Consider the following 22,488-nt stretch of genomic DNA (forward strand, 5'->3'; position numbering starts at 1 on the left):
ATATAACTCCTTATTGAACTCGATAGGACGCCTTCACTGCATCAGTAATATCAAGCCCTTTAATATTACCACCATCATCGATGATGACTAAATCCAAATGTTGTTCCTCAGCAATAATTGCTACGCGCATACGAACATCTTCTAAAATAGCCTCATGAAGTGCACTCACCTCAGCTTCTTTATCTGAAAGCTTTTTTGCCCATGTATCATTCCACTCTTGCGCCACAGGCAGGTTATTATTAGCAATGATGGATTGTGCTTGTTGTTGTACCATGGAGTCTCGTTTCTCAGCTAATTCCTTCTGTAGGGATGCAGCGTATTGATTGAGCTCTTCCTGCCCTTTTTGTTGCATTGGAGCAAGCTCAGCCTGTACCTTTGCTTTAATTGAATCTACATCGAAATCCGATGGTTTTCTCTTAGCTAATAAGTCCTTTAATCTTTCTTCTTTTTTAGCTTTTTCAGCCATAGCCGCTGCTCTTTGTGCATCATCTATATATACACGTGCATCATAGGCATATAAGTCTAGTTGAAGGTTTACGATTTCCAGATCATATTCATTAGTACTAACCTTTAACTCAGCTAAATACTTTTGAGTCAATTCATTGCGTTTTGCATTTAATTGCTGATTTAGTTCATTCTCTTTTGTTGCAATACGAGTTTGCAATTCGACCGTAAGAGCATCTGACAAGGTTGAATCCAGTGCAAGCGTTTTCAACTGTTTATCTTGTGTCTCTGACTTGGCATTTAAGGCTTGTTGTTCAAGTTCATATTGACGTTGTAAAAGTTCCAGTTCATTTTTGGCTTGTTTATAATCCTCATAGGATGGATTAAACTCTAGTACATCATCAATGCGTACAACACCTATTGACATACCATCAGGACCCTGTTGGCGATTTGTTACAAAACCATAGGCCCAAACCATAGCACTTATTGCAGCAACGAGAAATATGACTAGTCCTATATATCGTTGTTTCCCGTTCATTGTCGTTCTCCCTTACATAGAACTACAGTTTATTTTTTTGCATTAGTAGCTAGTTTTTTCAATACTTGATCTGTAATATCAACACCACCGTATAGTACAGTGTCTTTAGTCATAACAACGCTAAGACCCTTAGCATCACCAACCGCTTTTGCAGCCTCCATAGCTTTATCTTGAACGGATTTAGCAATTTCTTGATCTTTTTTAGCTAGGTTTTGACGAGCTTCTTCAGCAATTTTTTGTTTAGTAGCATCATCTTGTGCTGCATCAATTTTAGCTTGCGTTTCTTGTTGTAATTGGCTTTGATAGCTCATATACTCTTGAGCTGCAGAGATATAAATTGGATTATCTTGAGACAACATACGAGATGTATCGATAACCCCAATAGTACTAGTCCCACTATTACTACTAGGCGAAGCCATTTGCGTATAAGCTAACGCACCAATACCAACAATAAAAATTGCAGCAATGACGATGGAAAAAATCTTTACATTCGCCTTGTTGTTCATCATTCGCATCATAATAGAGTGCCCTCATTTCTTTAAATCACTGCATCAAAGGATGCCATATAGAGATATTGGTGAAAGCCTCTTTAAAAAGAGGCTTTCACCATATACATTTACTATATTAGAATTGTGTACCGAAGCTGAAGTGGAATTTATTTTTGTGTTTACCCACGCCATAGTCAAGTTTAACAGGACCAATTGGAGTTGTAATACGAACACCAGCACCAACGCCATAGTTAAAGGATTTTTTGCTGTTATACCATGTAACATTTGGTGCATCCCATGCATCACCAATATCACCGAATAACACACCGCTAACTTTCTTAACAATTGGGAAACGGAATTCCAATGTAGCATTGTACATCTTCTTACCACGGAATTGATCATCTTCATAACCACGTAAGGAATCAGCTCCGCCCAATGTGAACAATTGGCTATAAGGAGCATCACCTTGGATGAAACCAGCACGTGCACGGAATGCCAATACATTTTTAGCACCCAATTTCTTGTACATACGAGTTTCAGCTGTGAATTTGTAGAAGTCGAAGTCACCGCCCAAACCATGACCAGCCCATTGTGTAGTATAGGAAATACGACGACCACGAGTTGGTTCATAGATATTATCGCGAGAATCGTATACTTTTTGCCATGTTACAGAGTTAATGCGACCGAAGTTATTTTTTACATAGTTGTCAGATGCGAAGTTATAGGAACCATTATCCCAGTTTGTACCTTTACCCGCATTTTTATCATAACGGAAACCAGAGCTATCATCATCCCATTTATAAGAATCTTTACGGGATTCTAATGTCAAGTAATCACGAGTATATTCCCCAGTTTGACGACCGAAGGAAATATTGAAACCACGAGATTTCTTATTGTATTCTGCTACTTCATTACCATCTTCATTGTAATCTGTGTATTCATCTTCGCGGTTGAAGAAGGAGAAGCCAAGGGATGTACCTTTGCTATCGATCCAAGGTTTCAAGTAGGAGATTTGGTAGTTCTTATATTTTTTCTTACCACCGATTTCCCAGTGAACTTTAAATTTATCGCCAGTACCACGGAAGTTATCTTCACCGAATTCAACAATACCCATCAACCCATCAGATTTAGAGTAACCAGCACCTAATGTGATGGTACCAGTCTTATGTTCCAATACATCGATTTCAATAATTACATTATTTGGATCTTGTTCACCTGGCAACATACGAACGTTTACGTCATCAAAGAAACCTAAGTTATATACGCGTTCTACAGAACGACGTACCAAGAATTTATTAAAAGGTTTTCCTTTCTTTTGAACAAATTCACGAGTAATAACTTTATTGCGGGTTTTCTTGTTACCTGCTGGAATGATATCTTCTACGATACCTTCAACAATGTGTATATGAAGTACGCCTTGGTCATCTACACGGACACCATCAACATGTGCTAACATATAGCCATCGCGAGCATATGCAGCATTAATGCCTTGAACTTTTTGCCCTACGGATACAGAGTTAAGAACTTGACCTGGTTGAATGTCCATGAACTTAGTCAATACTTCGGAGGAATATACAGTATTACCTTCAAAGGAAACGCCAGTAGTAACTGGATTTACTGTTACGGCAAAGTCCAATTTTACGCCTTCAGGCACGGAAGTGAATACAGGATTTACTTCGGAGAAGTAACCAGTATTACCAAGATTAGTTACATCTTTAAATACGCCATCAACAGATACGGCATCGCCAACTTTTTCAGTTAAAATTGGCAACAAATTTGCTTGCTGTTCAGCTGTAACGCCAGATATAGATAAACCGGTAATCAATTTACCTACGTAAGGATTAACAGATTCTGCACTAGCAGATGTAACATATTGTGCTTCTACTGTTGTAACAGCTTGAGTTTGGCCATTTTCAGCAGCCTTATCAAGATCAGTACCACCAGTAGTTTTAGATACCATTTTTACTTGTTTATCATCAGTTTTTAAAGCAGCATTATTGACTGTAACAGTTCCATCAGAACCTTTTACTACAGTGCCGTCACTAGATATAGTCGTATCACCACGAGCAGCTAAGATAGCTGCATCAGTTTCATCTTGTATAGTTGTAGTAGTTGCATCAGCATTATAAACAGCTTGTGTAGTAGCTGCATCATTTGTTGTAGCAGCATTAGTCGTCGTTGTGCTATTTAAATCTGGAGTATAGCCAGCTTGTACCTCAGCAGCAAATACACTGCCTGTCCCCATGACAGCGGTCAACACGGACGCTGCAAGCATACTTTTATAAGCTTTTGGTTTAAACATAAATTCCTCCTAGAACTCATCCCCATAAAGAGTTTACATCTTATTTATAAAGACTAATAAATCTTTATCATTATAGCATAAATTGCTTGGAATGAGTACTATATTAAACAAATTTTATGAAATTAATATGACTAGAATGTGCATACCTAAGGGGTTTACACATTCTAGTCATACTCTTAAAAGCTACGTGTCCAACGACCACCTATATAATTGTTCCCTTTTGATGTATGCCATCCCGTGAACTTAAGGTTTCGTTTAACAGAATATTCTATACCATATTTATTTTGTTTGTTATTAATACCTTGAGAATAAGTCAACATGACTCTCGGTAATACATATTTACCGATTTCAATATTATAATTACTTGCCGTATCCCTATTAGTTGGCTCATCGGGATCAATTGACCCTGTTGTAATATTGATGCGGTCTAACCCAAGTGTATTTTGTAATGCATCTTGTACATAGCCAAAAGCAAACATTTGAAGCCCTGCTGTAGCCACAGCATTCACATCTTCATTTGTCAAAGTACTACTATTTGAATCTGCACCGCGGCCGAAGGTCAACATGGAAATGATTTGCTTTCTAGACAATGTAGGATTAGAGGACAATGATAAGTCCATATGATCCACTGTCCCTTTTACGCCAAGCATAATAGTGTAATTACTTACATTTGTTTCAGCCTCTAATTGTAAGTTTGGTAAATAAGAGCCACCTACGAAATGAGCATTCCCTTTTGTAATATTAAATACATGGCTCAAATACTTAAACGTGCCATTTCTAACATCGAATTGACCACTAGCAGTTGGATTTTGTAAGGATCCACCAAAATGAACATCGCCACTGATAAACATGTTGTATAAGGTGCGATCATATAAACGTACACCTTTACCCGCATGAACAGTAACATCCACCCCCATATCTTTGGTACTTTCACTAGATTGTAAGGAAAGAGGAATTTTGAATTGAATCTTTTCAAGATTTAAAGTACCAATAAGGGTCGGCAATCCATCTCGGTCAGCAATATAAAGTTCACCATTCAAAGGTCCTCTTACATATTCACTGCGAACCTCTAAGTCTTCTAGCTGAACTGCCGCCTTGTAATTAGTAAGAGTATGTCCAGACCAATTTACTTTAGCAGCCAAACCAGCTGAGCCTTTGCCCATATTAATACGGGATTGGAAATCACCTTGTTGACCAGAGAAAATTAAGTCACCATCAATACCAGTAATTTGATTTTCTACACTTGCCAATTTCATCGTACCATTACGTACCGATACAGTACCATATGCTTCAGGCTGATCAATAGTGCCTGTAATGTGAACCGTGCCTTTTAACGGACCTGTTGCCTCCTTAACACTAGTTGTAAGAAGAGGAATAACAGCCATATCTGCTTCGTTAAAATCAATAGTTACATCCATAGATTTGCTATCATTTGCTGGAATATACCCAGACGTAAAGATTGCCGCTAATGGAATCTTACCATAGACACTTAGCTTATACCCACTTTTGGCACCTTGAATTCGTTGAATCTGAATAACTTGATCTTGCATTGTAGCCAATACAAAACCTTCATCAATACCAACACCATTAAAGGACCCCGACTCTACAGCACCGGATAATTCTACTTTAGGATTCTTAGTTTCCCCAGTGATATTTACAACGCCAGTCACCCAACCAGTAGCTTGAATATCCTTACCCATAAGTGGCAAGAACGGTACTATATCAACATCCTTTAATGCAACCTGTAAGTCCGCTTGACCATCAAGATCCATCGTACCGCCTATTGCAATGAGACCTTCATCAACAGGCAGTTTCAAAGTTGTAACTTTGAATTTACGATTAGCAAGACTTGCATCGATAGTTGCATCACCAACAATCTTTTCATCAATACTTACATCATTAATCTTGCCTGTTACATTAACGCTTGGATTGTCGCGTGTACCTCCGATTTCAACAGAACCATTTAATTTGCCATCAATGTGTTCATTGGACCGGTCTAGCAAGGTTAGCAAATTCTTTACGCTACCATTAGTAACATCTAATACACCAAATAGTTGTCTACTATCATCAAACTTCATACCACCTTTAGCAGTGTAGCGACCACCATCGGCTTCAGCAAAGGTGAAATCTTGCACATTTACAACCGATTTATCTGCATAAACACGACCATGAATATCGTTCAATAATTCCCCATTAACTGATAAGGCATCGGATGAAATATAGCCATTAAATTGAGGGTTATCCACAGATCCAGTAATTTGTCCTCGACCAGATAGCAAACCATCAACTTTGTAATCCGTATTAATGAGCAATCTGCCCATATCAATTTTTTTGCCTTCAAAATCAATATTAATTGCTTCTTTAGATACTGTACCGCCACCTGTGATAGTTGCACCATAACCTTCAATATCAAATCTATAAAGCTCTAATGTATCATTCTGATAGTTATATTTTGCAAACGCATTGGTCACGAGTTTGCCATAAGCAGAACCATCCCACAAATGAGCACGACCTTCTATAATCGGATTTGCAGCCGTCCCTGTAATATGATTGTCTGTTTCAAACCAACCTGTAATAGGAACATCTGTAACAGTACGAATCACATTTTCAATACGAGCAGCCCGAGCCTTGGCATTTAGATCTAACACATCTGTATTAAGATTATACCAACCATTAACATCATAGCCCCCATCGCCATCACCAATATGTCCATTGGTGATAGTGAGAATATGGTTATCTAGCTTAATATCTCCATGGATATTATTGAATCGAGCCCCTTTATAATGTACCTCTTGACCCCATACAGTGCCCATTACATTTGGATTATCCAATGTACCTTGTATCGCAAAAGAGGTATTCAAGGTGCCATCAACATCTTGACCAATAATAGGACTTAGTGCGGTCAATGGCAATGCATTACCGGAAATAGTGGCATCTATATTACCATTTTGGATATAGCCATATCCGCTTAGCGCCCCATCTCCTATAGTGCCTACAACGGTCATATTTGTACTATTATCAGCGTGCGTAAAGTTAGCTTTTGCAGTATCAACTACAACACCGCGAATGCCTATTTGGCGACCTTCAACAGCGCCTACAACATCTGTAACTTGATTATTTTTTCCTAAGATACGCATCTCACCATCGATATTACCTGTAACCGGTGAGGTCATATCTTTTGTGAAAGTGCCTAAAGGTAAATTTTGAATCTTTATAGTAGTATCAAAATCCCCTGTATCAACCACATATTGGCCCTTAACCTTTGCACTACCTTCGCCTACTGATAGGCGCACATCATCCGTACGAACTAAACCGTTATCATATACAATATCACCTTGTAAACGATCAATATAGTAACCATTATAAGAAATACCATCACTAGCAATCGTTGCATCTACACGAGGAGCTACTGTCGTACCACCAATATGTGCACGCCCACCTACAATACCAGAAACACCGACGTCTGTTATCGCCTCTAAATCTACTTTATCGGCCACAACATTAAGATTTAAATACTCTTCATCTTTGCCTAGTGTAACTAAGCCATTGATCTTTGTTACTTGATCATTTACCCTCCAAGAACTACGACTAATAACGATTTGATCATTATTAAGCATAATGCGACCCGTGCCATCGGTAATATTATAAATTGTATTACCCCGTTTATAAGTGCCTGTTAAACCTTTAAAGCCTACATTACCACTCATAATGTATTTGCCATCTTCACTTTTAAGATTTAAATGTAAATCTTGTAACTTACCACTCGTTACAGATAGATCCTTACGAAGTGGAACAAAACTCATAATACCAGCAGTATCAATTTCATCAGCTTGTACAAAGAGATCAAAATTAGATACATTGTTCATATCAATTTTGCCATTCAAGGTAATTGCGGAACCATCTACATCAGCAGTAAAGGCACCTTTAGACATGCCACTCATATCAAGCGCCATGGTCCCATCAAGATTTTCTACATTCCTCTTTATTCCATCTTTAGTACGTAGCGCTACGCGACCATCATTAATAGTCACAGCGCCATCAAAAGTACCCGACTTATTTGGATCGGATGGTTTTACTAATTTAGTTATACTCCACGACCCATCAGCTAGTTGCCATATATGAAAATCTGGCGCCTCGACGATTACACTAGAAATAGCCGTAGCCCCTGATGTGTTGCCACCAATAATCTTCGGTAAAGAAGATAATTTAACTCCTACAGCTACCTCTTGAGCAGTTCCAACTAAATGTCCATCTCTATCTTTGATAATCACATCTGTTAGAACAACATCACCATTCCAATTAATTCGGAGAGAATCATAGTCTATAGAACCGTTTATGACATTATTTACTTGTTCTTTAACCATAGGTGCAATGTAAGTTTGAGCCATAGGATTAATGCTGGCACCAACAATACCAGACAAACCTAAAATCGCTGCACCGATAAGGAGCCACTTTTTACGGGTCATAATGATACTCCCATACACATTATGAATAATATAAATATATATACTAATCTTACCACAGACACAGTAATAACTATAGTATTTTCAGAGTGAATTTTATAAAACCTATCAAGAACACTCATTGTCTATAATGTCCATTACAAGAAAAAAGACGACCGAAGTCGTCTTTTTAAAGATCATATTATTGATTGCCGCCTAGTTTTGACAATTGTTCAACAGCACCACTATTAGCGATAACTTCAGCACCTTGACCTACAGGTGTAGACAATGGAACGCCTGTTAATTGTTCAAGAGCCGCAATGCTAATATTGTAATTGTAAAGAGCTTCTACATAGTTATTACGAGCTGTTGTCAACTTAGTTTCTGCATCAAGTACATCAAGGTTCGTACCAACACCTGCACGGTAACGAAGCGTAGCAATACGGAAACTTTCTTGACCTTGTGCGACTGCAGTTTGTGTACTTTGGATTGTTTGTTCAGCAGCTCGTAAATTCAAGTATGCTTTTTGTACAGCTAACAATACAGCATCAACAGTTGCCAAGTTAGCTTCTTTTGCTTGTTCAAGTTGTGCATTTGCTTTTTTAATAGCATTTTGTGTTCCACCACCATCCCATAAGTTCCAAGTAGCACTAGCACCAACACTCCAGGACTTTGTACTTGTACCAAAGTAACCATCTGGATCACCATAGCCACGACCAGCTTTTACAGCAACCGTAGGCAAATAACCCGCCTTAGCAGATTTTACAGCTTCTTCCGCAGATTTTACATCAAGAGCTGATTTAACAAGAGCGGAACGATGAAGCATAGCATATGCTTTCGCTTGCTCCAAGGTTACATTATATGGTTTATATTGTAAATCATGCTCTGCTGTAGTAATAGCTGTTTGTGCAGGGTATGCAATAACTTGATTTAAGTTCGCCTCTGCTAAATTTGCAGCATTTTGCGCTTTTACAAGAGATGTTTGAGAATCATCAAGATTTGTTTTAGCTGCCAATACATCGGAGCTCGCCACTAAACCAACATTATACTGTGCCTCTACATTGGTTACATGACCTTGATAATCTTTAACAGCTTGTTGTGCTACATCTACCATATTACGGCTCATAATCAATGTATAATAACCGTTAAGAGCATCATATTTTGCTTGTTGTAAAGCCTCTTCATAGCTAGCACCAGTACCTTCACGAGTATAACGTGCAGAATCAATGCTTGCATCGAGTTGTGGATTAAATACAGGCGCACTAATGGAGAAGTTATGACTACCAGATTTGCCACTACCTGTGTCACCGCCCGTTTTTTGAGCACTCCAACCATAACTAACACTTGGATTCTTACCAGCTGCTACTTGGCTTACTGCAGATTTAGCAGCTTCATAACCCCATTTAGTTTGCTTAGCTGTACGATTATTAGCTAATGCTAAATCAACCGTACGGGCTTCGTTTAAAGCTAATGTACGTTCATAGGTTTTACTGTCTAAAACAGATTTTTCTGCTAATTGCTTTTGTGTTAATTGAATAGCTTCTTTTTGATATTTGCTTAATTGGTCTCCGTTGTTAACGGATGTAGTTACTACATCAGCAGCGAATGCACCAGTAGTAACTAAAGAAAGCATTACACCTAAGGAAAGAACCTTTTTATTCATAATATGTACCTCCATACTCATATAGAGTAAATGTGTTAGTCATTAGAATACTTGTTTAATACCGAAATAGGTACCTCCATTCGTAGAACTGAACGGTCTGGTCATTTGAATAACGCCATAGGTATCTTTATGCAAACGTATATCACTACGAATACGATATTTACGATGATTAAGGTCATATAGCGCGGCTGATAAGGACACTGGACCACGGAGGTTATAATCCACCCCAAGACCCAATTCACTTTCAAAAATACCACCACGCACCAACCATTTAGAACTGATAAATCGACCTGCATTCAGATCAAAAGTAGTATCATCATCTATATTAGAAAGGCCAATTTCAGCCATTCCTTTATTGTTAAAGGCACGTACTCTACCATTGACACGGAATTCATTATCCGTTGTGTTATACAACAAATCTACAGATGGTTCAATCTTGGTAGATGACTTTTTTTCAGTCATACCAACCTCTACACTATTTCCATTTACATCCGTTTGGTACGCCTTTCCGCCCATCAGTTTATTGATGCGAGCTGAAATCTGTGCCGTATTATGTAAAGTCTCCTTAATATTTTCTTGTGCTTTAGGATCTGTTACAGTTGATTCCATGGTACGAGCCATATTATCTACACGATCAGTAGTTTGTTTTAAATTAGTTAAAATAGCACGCATATCATTGCCTGCATTACCATCAGCATTAAACTGTTGTGCTGCTTGATTTAGCTGAGCCGTTACATCCGCCATATTTTGTGTAATAGCTACCGCATTATCAGCCATCACAGCTGTAGATTGCAAAGAATATTTAAGTGCACTTTGAGTTGCAGGATCACCAATAATACTATTAATAGACTGTAGCATCTTCTCAGTACCATCCATTAATTTTTGTGCACTCTGCATGGCCTTATCCACAGCATCAACGCCTTCACCTTTAACGGAGTCACCATCTTGTAAATATACTTTAGACTGTCCTGGTGAAATTTGAATAAATTTATCACCTAAAAAACCATCTGACCCCAAGGAAAAGATCGAGTCACTTGGAATCTGCGTTTTTTCATCAAGTTTCATCTTAACCACAACGCCACGCGGTGTAATTTCAATATCAGAAACAGTCCCGATAGCCACGCCGGAAAATTTAACCTGATTCCCATTTTTTAAGCCATTTACTTGAGTGAAATCACCTGTAATTGTCATTTGCGGTTTAGCCCAAATATCGATACGGCCTACAAATAGTATGCCTGCAATGAATAGAACTATACCTATTATTGTAAAAGCCCCTACCTTGGCCTCCGTCGTCCACTTCATTATATTTCTCCCATCGCAGATTCGTTAATCGGCTCTGCTTCACCATGAATAAATTGTTGTACCTTCTTATTTGTAGAATTCTTAAATTCTATTGTATCAGAAATTTCTACAAAATGCCCCTGATCGAGTAAAGCTATGCGGTCAGCAACATAAAATGCTGACTGCATATCATGTGTTACCACGATAGAAGTACAACCAAGCCGATTCTGCATCCCCTTAATTAGCATACTAATCGTACCTGATGTAATAGGATCTAACCCTGATGAAGGTTCATCATAAAGAATTAAACTCGGATCTAGTGCTATAGCACGAGCTAAGCTAACCCGCTTTTTCATACCACCAGATAACTCATTAGGCATATAGGACTCATATCCCTTTAAACCAACCCAATCAAGTCTTTCTGCCACAATGCGTTTGATTTCGTCATCCTTTAACTTCGTATGTTGACGCAAACCAAAAGCTACGTTCTCACCTACCGACATAGAATCAAACAAAGCTGAATATTGGAATACCATCCCCATTTTTCTTCGTACCGTATTAAATTCATCTTCAGATAATGTAGTTATATCTGTGCCATCTACGATAATCTGCCCTGATGTAGGACGTTGTAAACCTATTAATAAGCGAAGTAATGTACTTTTACCACTACCACTGCCGCCTAATATAACTAACGTCTCCCCATCATTAATAGTGAGATTAACAGAGTCTAAAATCACACGTGACTCGTAGGCAACTACAACATTGCGTAGTTCAATCATAAATCCCTCTAAAAATATCCACTAAAATAACAATGTAGATAAAAAGTAATTTAATACAAATACTAGAATAATACTAGTTACTACAGAACTAGTAGTGGAAAAACCAACAGCTTCTGCGCCCATTTTAGTTTCCATGCCCTTATAAGCACCTACCAATGCAATGACAGCACCAAACACACTAGACTTTATAAGTCCTAAGGTGAAATCTGAAATGGTAGAAAACATTTGAATAGAATCTAAATATGTACTAGGCGCCAAACCCTTGATAACAGTGGCTACAAAGTAACCACCGGCAATACCGATAACAACACCATAAAATGCCAAAATTGGCACCATAATCATACACGCTACTACACGTGGTACCACGAGGTAACCAACAGGATCAACAGCCATAACACGTAGGGCATCAATTTGTTCTGTTACCTTCATTGTACCAATTTCAGCCGTGATAGCTGCGCCAACACGGCCGGCTAATACTACACCAACTAAGATAGGACCCAATTCACGGCCCATAGCTACAGCCATAAGGCCACCTACTGTACTTTGAGCACCATAGGTAATGAGTACATCTGTAATCTGTAAGGTCATAACGGCACCAGCAAAGAGTAGAGTTAAGCTAATAATAGGCAAGGAGTCTACCCCTAAGTGAGCCATCTGTTGAAATACATGCCACAGATTAATCATTTTTAATTGTTTTATTGTTTGCCACACTAATAATGTAGCACTACCCATCTGCGATAAGCCGTTTATGACGACTCGACCTATCGATTCTAGCCAACTCAACAGTCTATCCCTTTCCCTTACAGTTTCAACTTATTCAGCTGTATTTGTTCCACCAGCATTAGCCTCATCTTTTTTATTGGTTTCTTTCGACTCTTTTTTAGAATCCTTTTTAGACTCAGCTTTATCCGTTTTATCTTTTTTAGATTGATCTTCCAATTCTAACTTGCGTTCCATCTTAATCTGATGTTTCGCTTCTTTGACACGTTTTGCTAATTCTTTATCCCGATCAGCAGGCTTCATTACATGAATCGTAAATTGACCATCACCTTGCACAATGTACTCAGTATCAACAGCAGTCTTTTCAGGTTTCTTTTCATCATCCTTACTAGAACTCAAATCTTCTTGACCTGTTTTTTTCTTTACATCCCCTGGCATAGGTTTTGATTCCACATCTTTAAGCTTAGCCTTTTTAACAGATTGAGAGCCATCTTCATCAACTAAGCTGATACCATCTTCCAAAAATTCTACAACGATTTGATTATTTGTATCTGTCTTTTGAATTTCATCATAAAGCTCATCAAAATCTTTATGAACTTTCAAACGGCGTAAAATTTCATCTGTTAAATTATATTTCTGTTTTTCCAATACGTATGGTAATGGAATCTCGCCACCGCCACGCACCTCTAAGGTATACTTACCAATAGCTTGATCTTCAGGTACCTTAAAGAAAATTTGTTTAATAACCTTTTCACCGCGGAACGGCTCTAATGTTACATCTACTACGATAGTATCCCCAGGAGAAACTACAGTAGACGAAGCAGAAGCATCGATAAGCTTTGCTGTTTTCTTATCTTGCGTTACGTTTGTTTCAACCGAAATATCCGAAATTTCATAGTTGATGAATCGATTGTTCATAAGAACATCAATGACATTATAAAATTCATCAACTGCTTTTTCACTAATAGAATCAGAGCTGTAGAACATATTTGTCCGCGTTAATGGCTTATGTTCTTTCCCTTTTGGCGTAATAGTATAAGAAATTGTAGCCGTACCAGAGCCACTGCGATCCAATGTTTTATTCAACATATTGTATAAGGCTGTAGCTGCTAAAGTTGGTGTCATTTCACCATCTTCAATAACCTTGACGGAACTAGTTCTATCACGGCCCATATCAATATCCTTTAAATGGAATCGCAATGGAATACCTGGCGAAATCACGCCTGATACACCTGCAATACCGGCACCTCTATCTTCGGTAACAGAGCCAATCTCTTTACCCATAGAGCCAAGCTTAAAGGCAGCATTATAGCTTTTTACAACGGTAAAGATACTTGCATTGTGCATAAAATAGTTAGAAGAACCATGTTTTAAGAATGGATGACCAAAGGCAACAACCTTTTCACCATCTACATGAGTAACAGTACCAATAGCGCCCAATTTAAGGTCACCATCAACTAGCAAAGCCGCTACTGAGCCACCAGCTTCTAAAGGTTTTGCAATTTCATCACCACTAGCACTTGCGGTGTCATATGTTTCATATTTATATTGTGGTAACTTCGATTTAAAGTATTCCATTGATGCCGCATCGAAGCCATATGCCATAAGTGGAGTACCTAAAGGAATCAATTGTGTATCATCCCAAGGTTTAGATAAGTTTTTCTCATATGGTATATTCCATAGTTTGACCATATCCTCAATAGGAGTAATCATACCTATCGTACCATCCGCAAACCCCCAGCCATAAGCAACAGCCCCAACGAGTTTACCATTTATATATACAGGGCTACCACTCATACCATGCGCAATGCCACCAGTTTGATCCATAACGGGGCCGGAAAACTTGGCTAAAATAAGATGACCAGATGGTCCCTTATCCTTCATGACACCCAGTACCTTTACATCAAAGGTGGAAATAGTATCCCCTACGATTACAGTTTTTGCAATACCTTCCATACCTGTTGTTACATCATTGACAGGCATAAAATCAATAGCCTGTGCAGTTGTAAGTGAAGTACAGAAGAAAAGCGCCAGTATCGCTTTTCTATACCAACGCCAAGAATGAGAAAACTTCATTCCTTCTCTCCTTTATTTACTTTCTACAGTGACAACGATTTGATCACGAGAAACGTCTGAACCCACTGTAACATTAACCGCCGTTACAGTACCAGTTACAGTAGATTTAGCAGCAGCCATAGGACCAGCCAATGTCTCTACAGTCACCAATGTTTGGCCTTCTGTTACAGAAGTACCAACAGAAACTGTAGAAGCAACTTTACCTGTTAATACACTTTGGTATGATACAGGGGCCGCCATTACAGAGCTAACACTTAAAATACCTAATGCAGCTAAAGCTAACACTACTCTTTTCATAACGATCCCTCCTTTTACAAAATTAGTTATGTATTTATAGTATACTAAATTATTAGTAATATTTCAAACAAAATTGTATGCAACGAATCTATTTTATGATTACTATATCCTCATAACTCATAGGTGCAGAAGATTTGTGTACATAATCATCATTGATAACTATATCAATGCTACCTTGATTTGATAATTCAGCGCCATCAACAACACCTAATTTAGACAATAACTGAGCTCCTTCTTTTTGAGTCACACCTACAGATTGAAGTTCGGATTTATCAACTGTTAGCACAACTAAATCATGTTCCTTTGTGGTTCCAATGAAACTACGACCTTTGTTATTAGATTCATCAGCTCCTACATAGCGACCGCCTTTCATCACCATAGTGCCCACTTCTAAACTAGCTCCACCGGTAGTACTAACTTGAGCAAGTTCTTCTCTATTTTGAATCGTAATAGGTGTTCCAACTTTTAATTTACGTAAAGCACTTCCAGATTCGCCATGACCAGACAATACGTATTGGTTTTCCCCAATTTTAGAATTTCCCTTTTGTTTACTAATAACCTTGCCATTAGCTACAGTCACTTCATAACCATATTCATTGGTCTTTGTAGAAGGACCATAAGTTGACGTATAAAGGGTCAATGCATTCTCTTTACGAACCGTATCAACGGAGGTGATTACAAAACTCTCATTCTTTGTTTTAGCTTGAAGCAAAGGTTTTTTCTCTTCTATAAAGTATCCTCTATTAGGCGTATATCGTAACGTACCACGATTAGAAATACGCTCTAAATCAATGGCTCCATCACTCGCCACTGAGTAAGGTCGTTCAAAACTGCCCCCTTTTACCTTTGCTCCAATGATAGCTGTATGAGCTTGAGTGACAGAAGATAATGGTTTACCTTCTGGAACATGCGCCACCACCATAGGTGAATCATTATCTACGGTCAATGCAAAGGCTTGAATTTTCCCTTCAGCTACGGTGTTATTAATTTTGCTATACGTTACAGATTTATTTACATCTTTTGTAGTCTGTTGCGCATAGCCAGAAAATAAATCCACTACTATACGCGAAGGCTTTTCTAATGCAAACTCATGATGTTGTACATCCTTATTCGCTGTTAATGTTACTCGTAAGGCCCCATTAACCGGTTGTAAACCAATGCCTTTAAGAACTCCCGTTTTTTTATCATTTTGTGATATGGGGCCAGTTAAACCATTTGTAGTACCCCCTAAGTTCAATGTAAGAGCATGTGTTTCTTCATTATAGGATTGAGTCCAAGATACAGGCATTTCAGATACATCTAAAACAATTCGGCTTGTACCTTCATGATTAGATACGCGCACCCCTGTTAAATTACCGGCCTCAGCATGAGGAACGGTACTACCCAGTAGACCTAAAACAGCAAAAGTCATATACAGATATCGTTTCATCTTTAATTCCTCTATAGCTACAAACCATAATAATGGCCTTATATCATTACATCAATTTTACGCAATATACTTTTACTATAGTATACAGCATAAAGATGAAAAATTCAAAAAATAAACGAAAAACGAAGTTACAGTCTAAAGATACTCCATACATAAAATAGAATAACTGTAGACCATAACCTCGTCAATTTAAGCTTACTTCATCATGATATATTATTGTAACTATATTATTGTAACTCATCTAATGTATCACGAAGCTGTGACATTTCATCTAAAGCCTTTGCAACACCTTTAATTACTGCATATCTTGGAGATTCTACAAGGTATGCCGCGATTCCAATAGAACGTGTAATAACACGGTCTAATCCATCGATGAGCGCGCCACCACCAGTAAGAATGATACCATGATCATTGATAGCGGCCACAAGTTCCGGTGGAGTTTTTTCTAAAATGGACTTAACGCCTTCCAAAACATTCATCACTTGTGCTTCTAGAGCACGTTGAATCTCTAAAGAATTCACCGCAACCATCTTTGGTAATCCAGAACTTGCATCTCGTCCTCGTACCTCAATCGTACGCTCCTTTGCACGACGATCCACAGTCCCTACAGAAATTTTAATTTTCTCTGCCGTTAGCGGACCAATAACGAGGCGCTTCTTACGGCGGATATAACGGATAATAGATTCGTTAAAAGAATCTCCACCGATGCGAAGTGATTCACTTACAACCACACCCGTATCACAAAGAACGGCAATATCCGTAGTGCCACCGCCAACATCGACAACCATCGCCCCTACGTGCTTAGCATCATTGAGACCAGTCCCCATAGCAGCAGCCAATGGCTCTTCAATAAGGACCGTCTTTTTTGCACCGGTTCTGAGTAAGGCCTCTAAAATGGCGCGTTTCTCTACAGGTGTAATGCCTGATGGCACACATACGATAATACGCGTCTTCATCAATCTAGAAGCAGGTACAACGGAGCGAATAAAGTACTTCAACATGAATTCTGTCATATCATAATCTGCAATAACGCCCGCTTGAACTGGACGGATGACGGAAATCCCTTTTGGAGTGCGGCCTACCATAGAACGTGCAGCCTCACCTAAAGCAAGAATATCACCGGTTTTATCATCCCGTGCAATATACGCAGGTTCATCTAATACCAAGCCTTTACCCTTCGCAAAAATGAGGATATTTGCAGTCCCTAAATCAATTCCCAAATCGAAGTTTAAGGATCGATTCAAACGACTCATAAAATCTCCAACTTGCTCAGGTCGAACTAAACGTTTTAATGTCATGGCTGGCGTTGTTTTAGCAATCGCTACAGTCTCACGACTACGTCGTTCAGCACGGCGCATTTTTGTAACTTTAATCATGGTCTCGCGCATATTGGAGGCCAAATGATTAGCTTGCTTTGCCACGCCATTTGAAAGCTTAGTAGACTTACGTTTTGTCCTTCTCAATGGTTTACGTGTAGTACTCGCTTTCGAATTCTCAACCTTTGCAGCACCTAAGTTCTGTTGCTCGTTGTATAAAGCCGGCCCTTTAGAGCGCCGGCTTCTTTTCTTTTTATTTTGTTTTGGCTGTGTACTCTTATTCGTCAACCCGAACAATATCAGCACCTAACCTTTGCAATTTACCTACAAAATCATCATAACCTCGGTCAATATGATGTAAACGACCGACTTCTGTTCTACCTTCCGCAGTCAATGCAGCGCATACCAGCGCCGCTCCAGCACGCAGGTCAGTAGCATTCACTATAGCCCCGTGTAAGCTTGGCATACCTTCGACAATAGCTTGACGATTATCGATGTCAATATGCGCCCCCATTTTACGAAGTTCAGCAACATGCATAAAACGATTTTCAAATACAGTTTCTGTTACTGTACTAGTGCCTTCCGCAATCGTGGTAAGAGCCATGAATTGAGCTTGCATATCTGTTGGGAATCCAGGGTATGGCAAGGTTTTAATATCGACAGCTTTAATGCCTTTACCACTACTGATAACGCGAATGCCGTCGATTTCTTCCTCTACTGTTACACCAGCTTCCTTTAATTTAGCCACTACTGGTTTTAGATGTTCTGGCAATGCATTTTCTACGAATACATCACCACCTGCCATAGCAGCAGCGATTAAATATGTACCAGCTTCAATGCGATCAGGAATAACTGTATGAATAGCACCGTGTAATTGAGGTACACCTTCAATACGAATCACATTTGTACCAGCTCCGCGAATATTAGCACCCATAGCATTTAAGAATGTAGCTAAATCAACAATTTCAGGCTCTTCTGCAGCATTTTCGATAACGGTTTTACCTTCCGCCATAGAAGCAGCCATAATTACATTCTCTGTAGCCCCCACACTTGGGAAATCCAAATAAATTTGAGTCCCTTTAAGTCCTTCCGGAGCATGAGCATATACATAATCTTCAGTAATTTCAATTTTTGCACCTAATGCTTCAAATGCTTTTAAATGAAGATCAATGGGACGTGCACCGATAGCACATCCACCAGGCATTGAGATTTTAGCCTCCCCTTTACGAGCCAAAAGTGGACCCATGACAAGAAAGGATGCACGCATTTTACGCACAAGTTCATAAGGAGCTTCCGTAGCAGTCAATGTAGAAGCATCGAAAACAATTTCACCATCTGCATTATTACGAGTGATTTTAACCCCCAAAGACTCGATAACTTGGCAAATCGTGCCTACATCTTCTAAATTTGGAATTTCAAGCAATTTACTAGGCGTTGATGCTAGCAAAGTACCGGCAATAATAGGGAGTACTGCATTTTTAGCACTACTAACACGTACACGTCCTTCCAATCGATTGCCACCTTGAATGATTAACTTTTCCAACAGAATTCCTCCTACACTTTATATCGTTCATCTTGTATAAGCTACAAGACCTTGTATTTATAACGTCATATACTAAATGTTATTATACTATTTTTCGATATATCTCATCAAGAGAATGAGAGAAAATACAAAGAAAAAAAAGCCCTGAATATATCTCAAAAATTTGTGCCAAATTTTTGAGTATATTTCAGGGCTTTATTCTTATTTAGCTTTTAATGTTTTAAGTTTATGATCCATATGCACTGTATCAAGGAAACGAACCGTACCAGTTTTAGACCGCATCACAATAGTATGTGTACGCGCACCACCTGGGAAATATTGAATTGGATTTAATAAGTTACCACGTGTAATGGCAGTAGCCGCAAAAATAACATCATCAGTACGAACTAAATCATTTAATGTGAGCACTTGGTTTACATCGGCAATGCCCATTTCATGGCAACGACGAATTTCTTCTTCCGTTTCTGGTTTTAAGCGAGCTTGCATATCGCCGCCTACACATTTTAAGGCTGCAGCCGCTAATACACCTTCAGGTGCACCACCAGTACCTACAACCATGTGCACCCCAGAACCTTCGATACAACATTCCATAGCTGGATTAACATCACCATCAGAAATGAGCATAATACGAGCCCCTACTTCACGAGCCTCTTTCATCAAGCCTTGATGACGCTCACGATCAAGCATAACCAACGTGATTTCATCTACATTACGTTCCATTTTAGCCGCTACATTTTTGATATTTTCGGTCAAAGATTTCGTAATATCGATAGCACCTGCACCTCGAGGACCAACACAAAGTTTCTCCATGTACATATCCGGTGCATGTAACAAGCCACCTTTTTCTGCAATCGCCATAACTGCAATAGCACCATTTTGACCTTTAGCAATCAAGTTTGTCCCTTCAATAGGATCAACAGCGATATCTACTTCTGGTCCGCCAGCACCTACGTGTTCTCCGATATAAAGCATAGGAGCTTCATCAATTTCGCCTTCTCCGATAACCACAGTACCAGAAATGCGAACAGAATCAAACGCTTGACGCATAGCATCTACAGCAAGACCATCGGCTGCATCCTTTTGCCCACGGCCAAGCAAACGACCGCTACGCAAAGCTGCGGCTTCAACGACACGAGCAAATTCCAAAGATAATGTACGATCCATAATGGGCCTCCTTATAAGTCCTCTATGTATTGATATGACTCTTACCTAGAGTCTCTAACTTATTGATTAGCTTGTTTCCAATCTTCCATAAATTTTGCAAGTCCTGCATCAGTCAACGGATGTTTCATAGCTTGCATGAGTACTTTAAATGGAACAGTTGCAATATGAGCACCTGCCTTAGCACATTGAATAATATGCAGCGGAGTTCTCACACTTGCAGCAATAATTTCAGTTTCAATTTCATGAATAGCGAAAATATCTGTAATATCTTGAATCAATGTAAGACCATCCATGCTGATATCATCAATACGACCCACAAATGGACTCACATAACTTGCACCTGCACGAGCAGCTAATAAGGCTTGGTTTGCAGAAAAAATCAAAGTCACATTCGTTTTAATGCCTTCTTTGCTCAAAATAGCAACGGCTTTAAGACCTTCTGGAGTCATAGGAACTTTAATAACCACATTAGAGCCTAATTTCACAAGGTCATGTGCTTCCGCCACCATGCCTTCAGCATCAGAGGAAATAACCTCTGCGCTAACAGGTCCATCAACAAGGTTTGCAATTTCAGAAATAACTTGTTTCAAATCGCGTTTAGCTTTCACGATAAGCGATGGGTTTGTAGTTACGCCATCAATAAAACCAAAATCATAGGCCTCTTTAATCTCATCAAATTCTGCTGTATCAATAAAGAATCTCATAAAATGCCCCCTCTTATTTAGCCGGTGAAATCACTTCAACGCCACCCATGTATGGCACGAGAACTTTTGGAATTACAACGGACCCATCGGCTTGTTGATAGTTTTCCAAGATAGCAGCTACCGTACGCCCTACTGCAAGGCCAGATCCATTTAATGTATGAACAAATTCCGGTTTACCCTTAGGTCCACGACGGAATTTAATATTAGCACGACGAGCTTGGAAATCAGTCATATTAGAGCAAGAGGAAATTTCTCTATACTTGCCTTGTGCAGGCATCCACACCTCTACATCATAGGTTTTAGCAGAACCAAAGCCCATATCACCTGTGCACAGAGTGATAACACGGAACGGTAATTCTAATAAACGTAATACTTCTTCTGCATTATCCGTTAATGTTTCTAATTCTTTGAAAGAATCTTCCGGTTTAGCTAATTTAACCATTTCAACTTTATTAAATTGATGTTGGCGAATAAGGCCACGAGTATCACGCCCCGCGGAACCCGCTTCAGCACGGAAACATGCGGTGAATGCAGTATAGTATTTAGGCAATTCCTCTTCGCTCAAAATTTCACCACCGTGATAATTAGTCAATGTAACCTCAGCAGTTGGAATCAAGAAATATTCCGTTCCCTCTACATGGTACATATCTTCAGCAAATTTAGGCAATTGCCCAGTGCCCGTCAAAGTTTCACGTGTTACCATATATGGAGTCATCATTTCAGTATAGCCATGTTTATCTACATGAAGATCCACCATGAAGTTGATAAGAGCGCGTTCCAAACGAGCCCCTAACCCCTTATACACAGTAAAGCGAGCTCCACTCATTTTGCCTGCACGATTGAAATCAAGGATATCGAGGCTTTCACCTAAATCCCAATGAGCCTGTACATCAAAATTAAATTGACGTGGTTCGCCCCATTTGCGTTGCTCCACATTTTCATCTTCATCGGCCCCTACAGGAACAGATGCATCACACATATTTGGCAACATCAATGCCGCATCGCGCAATTTTGTTTCCACTTCGCGAATACGGTTATCAAACTCAGCAATCTCATCGCCTACTTTTTTCATTTCTGCGATTTTTTCATCAGCATTTTCTTTGTTGCGTTTTAATTTGCTAATTTCTTCTGTTACAGAATTGCGAAGCGCTTTTAATTCTTCTACTCGACCGATCAATTGACGACGTTCATCATAAGCGGATACAAAGGTTTTCAGATCGCCTTTTGTATGACGATTATCTAAATTTTGTTGCACTAAATCAATATTTTCACGGACAAATTTTAAATCTAACATACTATAAA

16 protein-coding genes are annotated in these 22,488 nt (G+C 39.0%); all 16 read right to left on the minus strand.

Translation table 11 applies throughout. The annotated features are described in order from the left end of the window. Positions 1-10 precede the first annotated feature (10 nt). Complete coding sequence (locus E7B10_RS08020) at positions 11-982, minus strand: hypothetical protein (RefSeq protein WP_287507767.1); 972 nt, start codon at positions 980-982, stop codon at positions 11-13. Positions 983-1,011: 29 nt separating this feature from the next. Beyond that, entirely contained in the window at positions 1,012-1,500 is a 489-nt protein-coding gene (locus tag E7B10_RS08025; protein WP_316055563.1) for an OmpH family outer membrane protein, read from the minus strand. 106 nt (positions 1,501-1,606) lie between these two features. Next, a complete protein-coding gene (locus E7B10_RS08030) occupies positions 1,607-3,772 on the minus strand; it encodes an outer membrane protein assembly factor (protein WP_287507769.1) in 2,166 nt (721 codons plus the stop codon). 176 nt (positions 3,773-3,948) lie between these two features. Further along, positions 3,949-8,238, minus strand: a complete 4,290-nt coding sequence (locus tag E7B10_RS08035) for a translocation/assembly module TamB domain-containing protein (protein ID WP_279008231.1) — start codon at positions 8,236-8,238, stop codon at positions 3,949-3,951. 178 nt (positions 8,239-8,416) lie between these two features. Beyond that, positions 8,417-9,877, minus strand: a complete 1,461-nt coding sequence (locus E7B10_RS08040) for a TolC family protein (protein ID WP_316055564.1) — start codon at positions 9,875-9,877, stop codon at positions 8,417-8,419. A gap of 42 nt (positions 9,878-9,919) precedes the next feature. Next, on the minus strand, positions 9,920-11,179 hold the full coding sequence (locus E7B10_RS08045) for an MlaD family protein (protein ID WP_287507771.1): 1,260 nt from the start codon (positions 11,177-11,179) through the stop codon (positions 9,920-9,922). Further along, positions 11,179-11,937, minus strand: coding sequence for an ABC transporter ATP-binding protein (locus tag E7B10_RS08050; RefSeq protein ID WP_287507773.1), 759 nt, complete (start codon positions 11,935-11,937; stop codon positions 11,179-11,181). The genes E7B10_RS08045 and E7B10_RS08050 overlap by 1 nt, the downstream gene beginning before the upstream one ends. A 21-nt stretch (positions 11,938-11,958) precedes the next feature. Continuing rightward, positions 11,959-12,720: an ABC transporter permease gene (locus E7B10_RS08055; protein ID WP_004695453.1), complete on the minus strand. Its 762-nt coding sequence runs from the start codon at positions 12,718-12,720 to the stop codon at positions 11,959-11,961. A 30-nt stretch (positions 12,721-12,750) separates the two neighbouring features. Further along, positions 12,751-14,733 carry a SpoIVB peptidase S55 domain-containing protein gene (locus E7B10_RS08060; RefSeq protein ID WP_008715799.1) on the minus strand — a complete coding sequence of 661 codons (1,983 nt, stop codon included), beginning with the start codon at positions 14,731-14,733 and terminating at the stop codon, positions 12,751-12,753. A 12-nt stretch (positions 14,734-14,745) separates the two neighbouring features. Further along, positions 14,746-15,030, minus strand: coding sequence for a biotin/lipoyl-containing protein (locus E7B10_RS08065; RefSeq protein ID WP_004695449.1), 285 nt, complete (start codon positions 15,028-15,030; stop codon positions 14,746-14,748). Between the two features lie 88 nt (positions 15,031-15,118). Beyond that, the gene (locus E7B10_RS08070; protein WP_008715801.1) at positions 15,119-16,459 is read right to left on the minus strand and encodes a phosphodiester glycosidase family protein; all 1,341 of its coding nucleotides are present in this window, start codon (positions 16,457-16,459) and stop codon (positions 15,119-15,121) included. A 227-nt stretch (positions 16,460-16,686) separates the two neighbouring features. Beyond that, complete coding sequence (locus tag E7B10_RS08075) at positions 16,687-18,072, minus strand: rod shape-determining protein (protein ID WP_038125913.1); 1,386 nt, start codon at positions 18,070-18,072, stop codon at positions 16,687-16,689. After that, positions 18,053-19,318 (minus strand): UDP-N-acetylglucosamine 1-carboxyvinyltransferase, encoded by a 1,266-nt coding sequence (gene murA / locus E7B10_RS08080; RefSeq protein WP_004695444.1) that lies wholly within the window; start codon positions 19,316-19,318, stop codon positions 18,053-18,055. Before murA ends, E7B10_RS08075 begins: the two co-directional genes overlap by 20 nt. 201 nt (positions 19,319-19,519) lie before the next feature. Then, entirely contained in the window at positions 19,520-20,482 is a 963-nt protein-coding gene (gene glpX / locus E7B10_RS08085) for a class II fructose-bisphosphatase (RefSeq protein WP_004695442.1), read from the minus strand. Between the two features lie 59 nt (positions 20,483-20,541). After that, positions 20,542-21,186, minus strand: coding sequence for a fructose-6-phosphate aldolase (gene fsa, locus E7B10_RS08090; RefSeq protein ID WP_008715804.1), 645 nt, complete (start codon positions 21,184-21,186; stop codon positions 20,542-20,544). Positions 21,187-21,199: 13 nt separating this feature from the next. Continuing rightward, positions 21,200-22,480, minus strand: coding sequence for a serine--tRNA ligase (gene serS / locus E7B10_RS08095; protein ID WP_004695438.1), 1,281 nt, complete (start codon positions 22,478-22,480; stop codon positions 21,200-21,202). Between the last annotated feature and the right edge of the window lie 8 nt (positions 22,481-22,488).

The sequence above is a fragment of the Veillonella sp. genome, from assembly GCF_032470285.1.
In the GTDB taxonomy this organism is placed as follows: Bacteria; Bacillota; Negativicutes; order Veillonellales; family Veillonellaceae; genus Veillonella.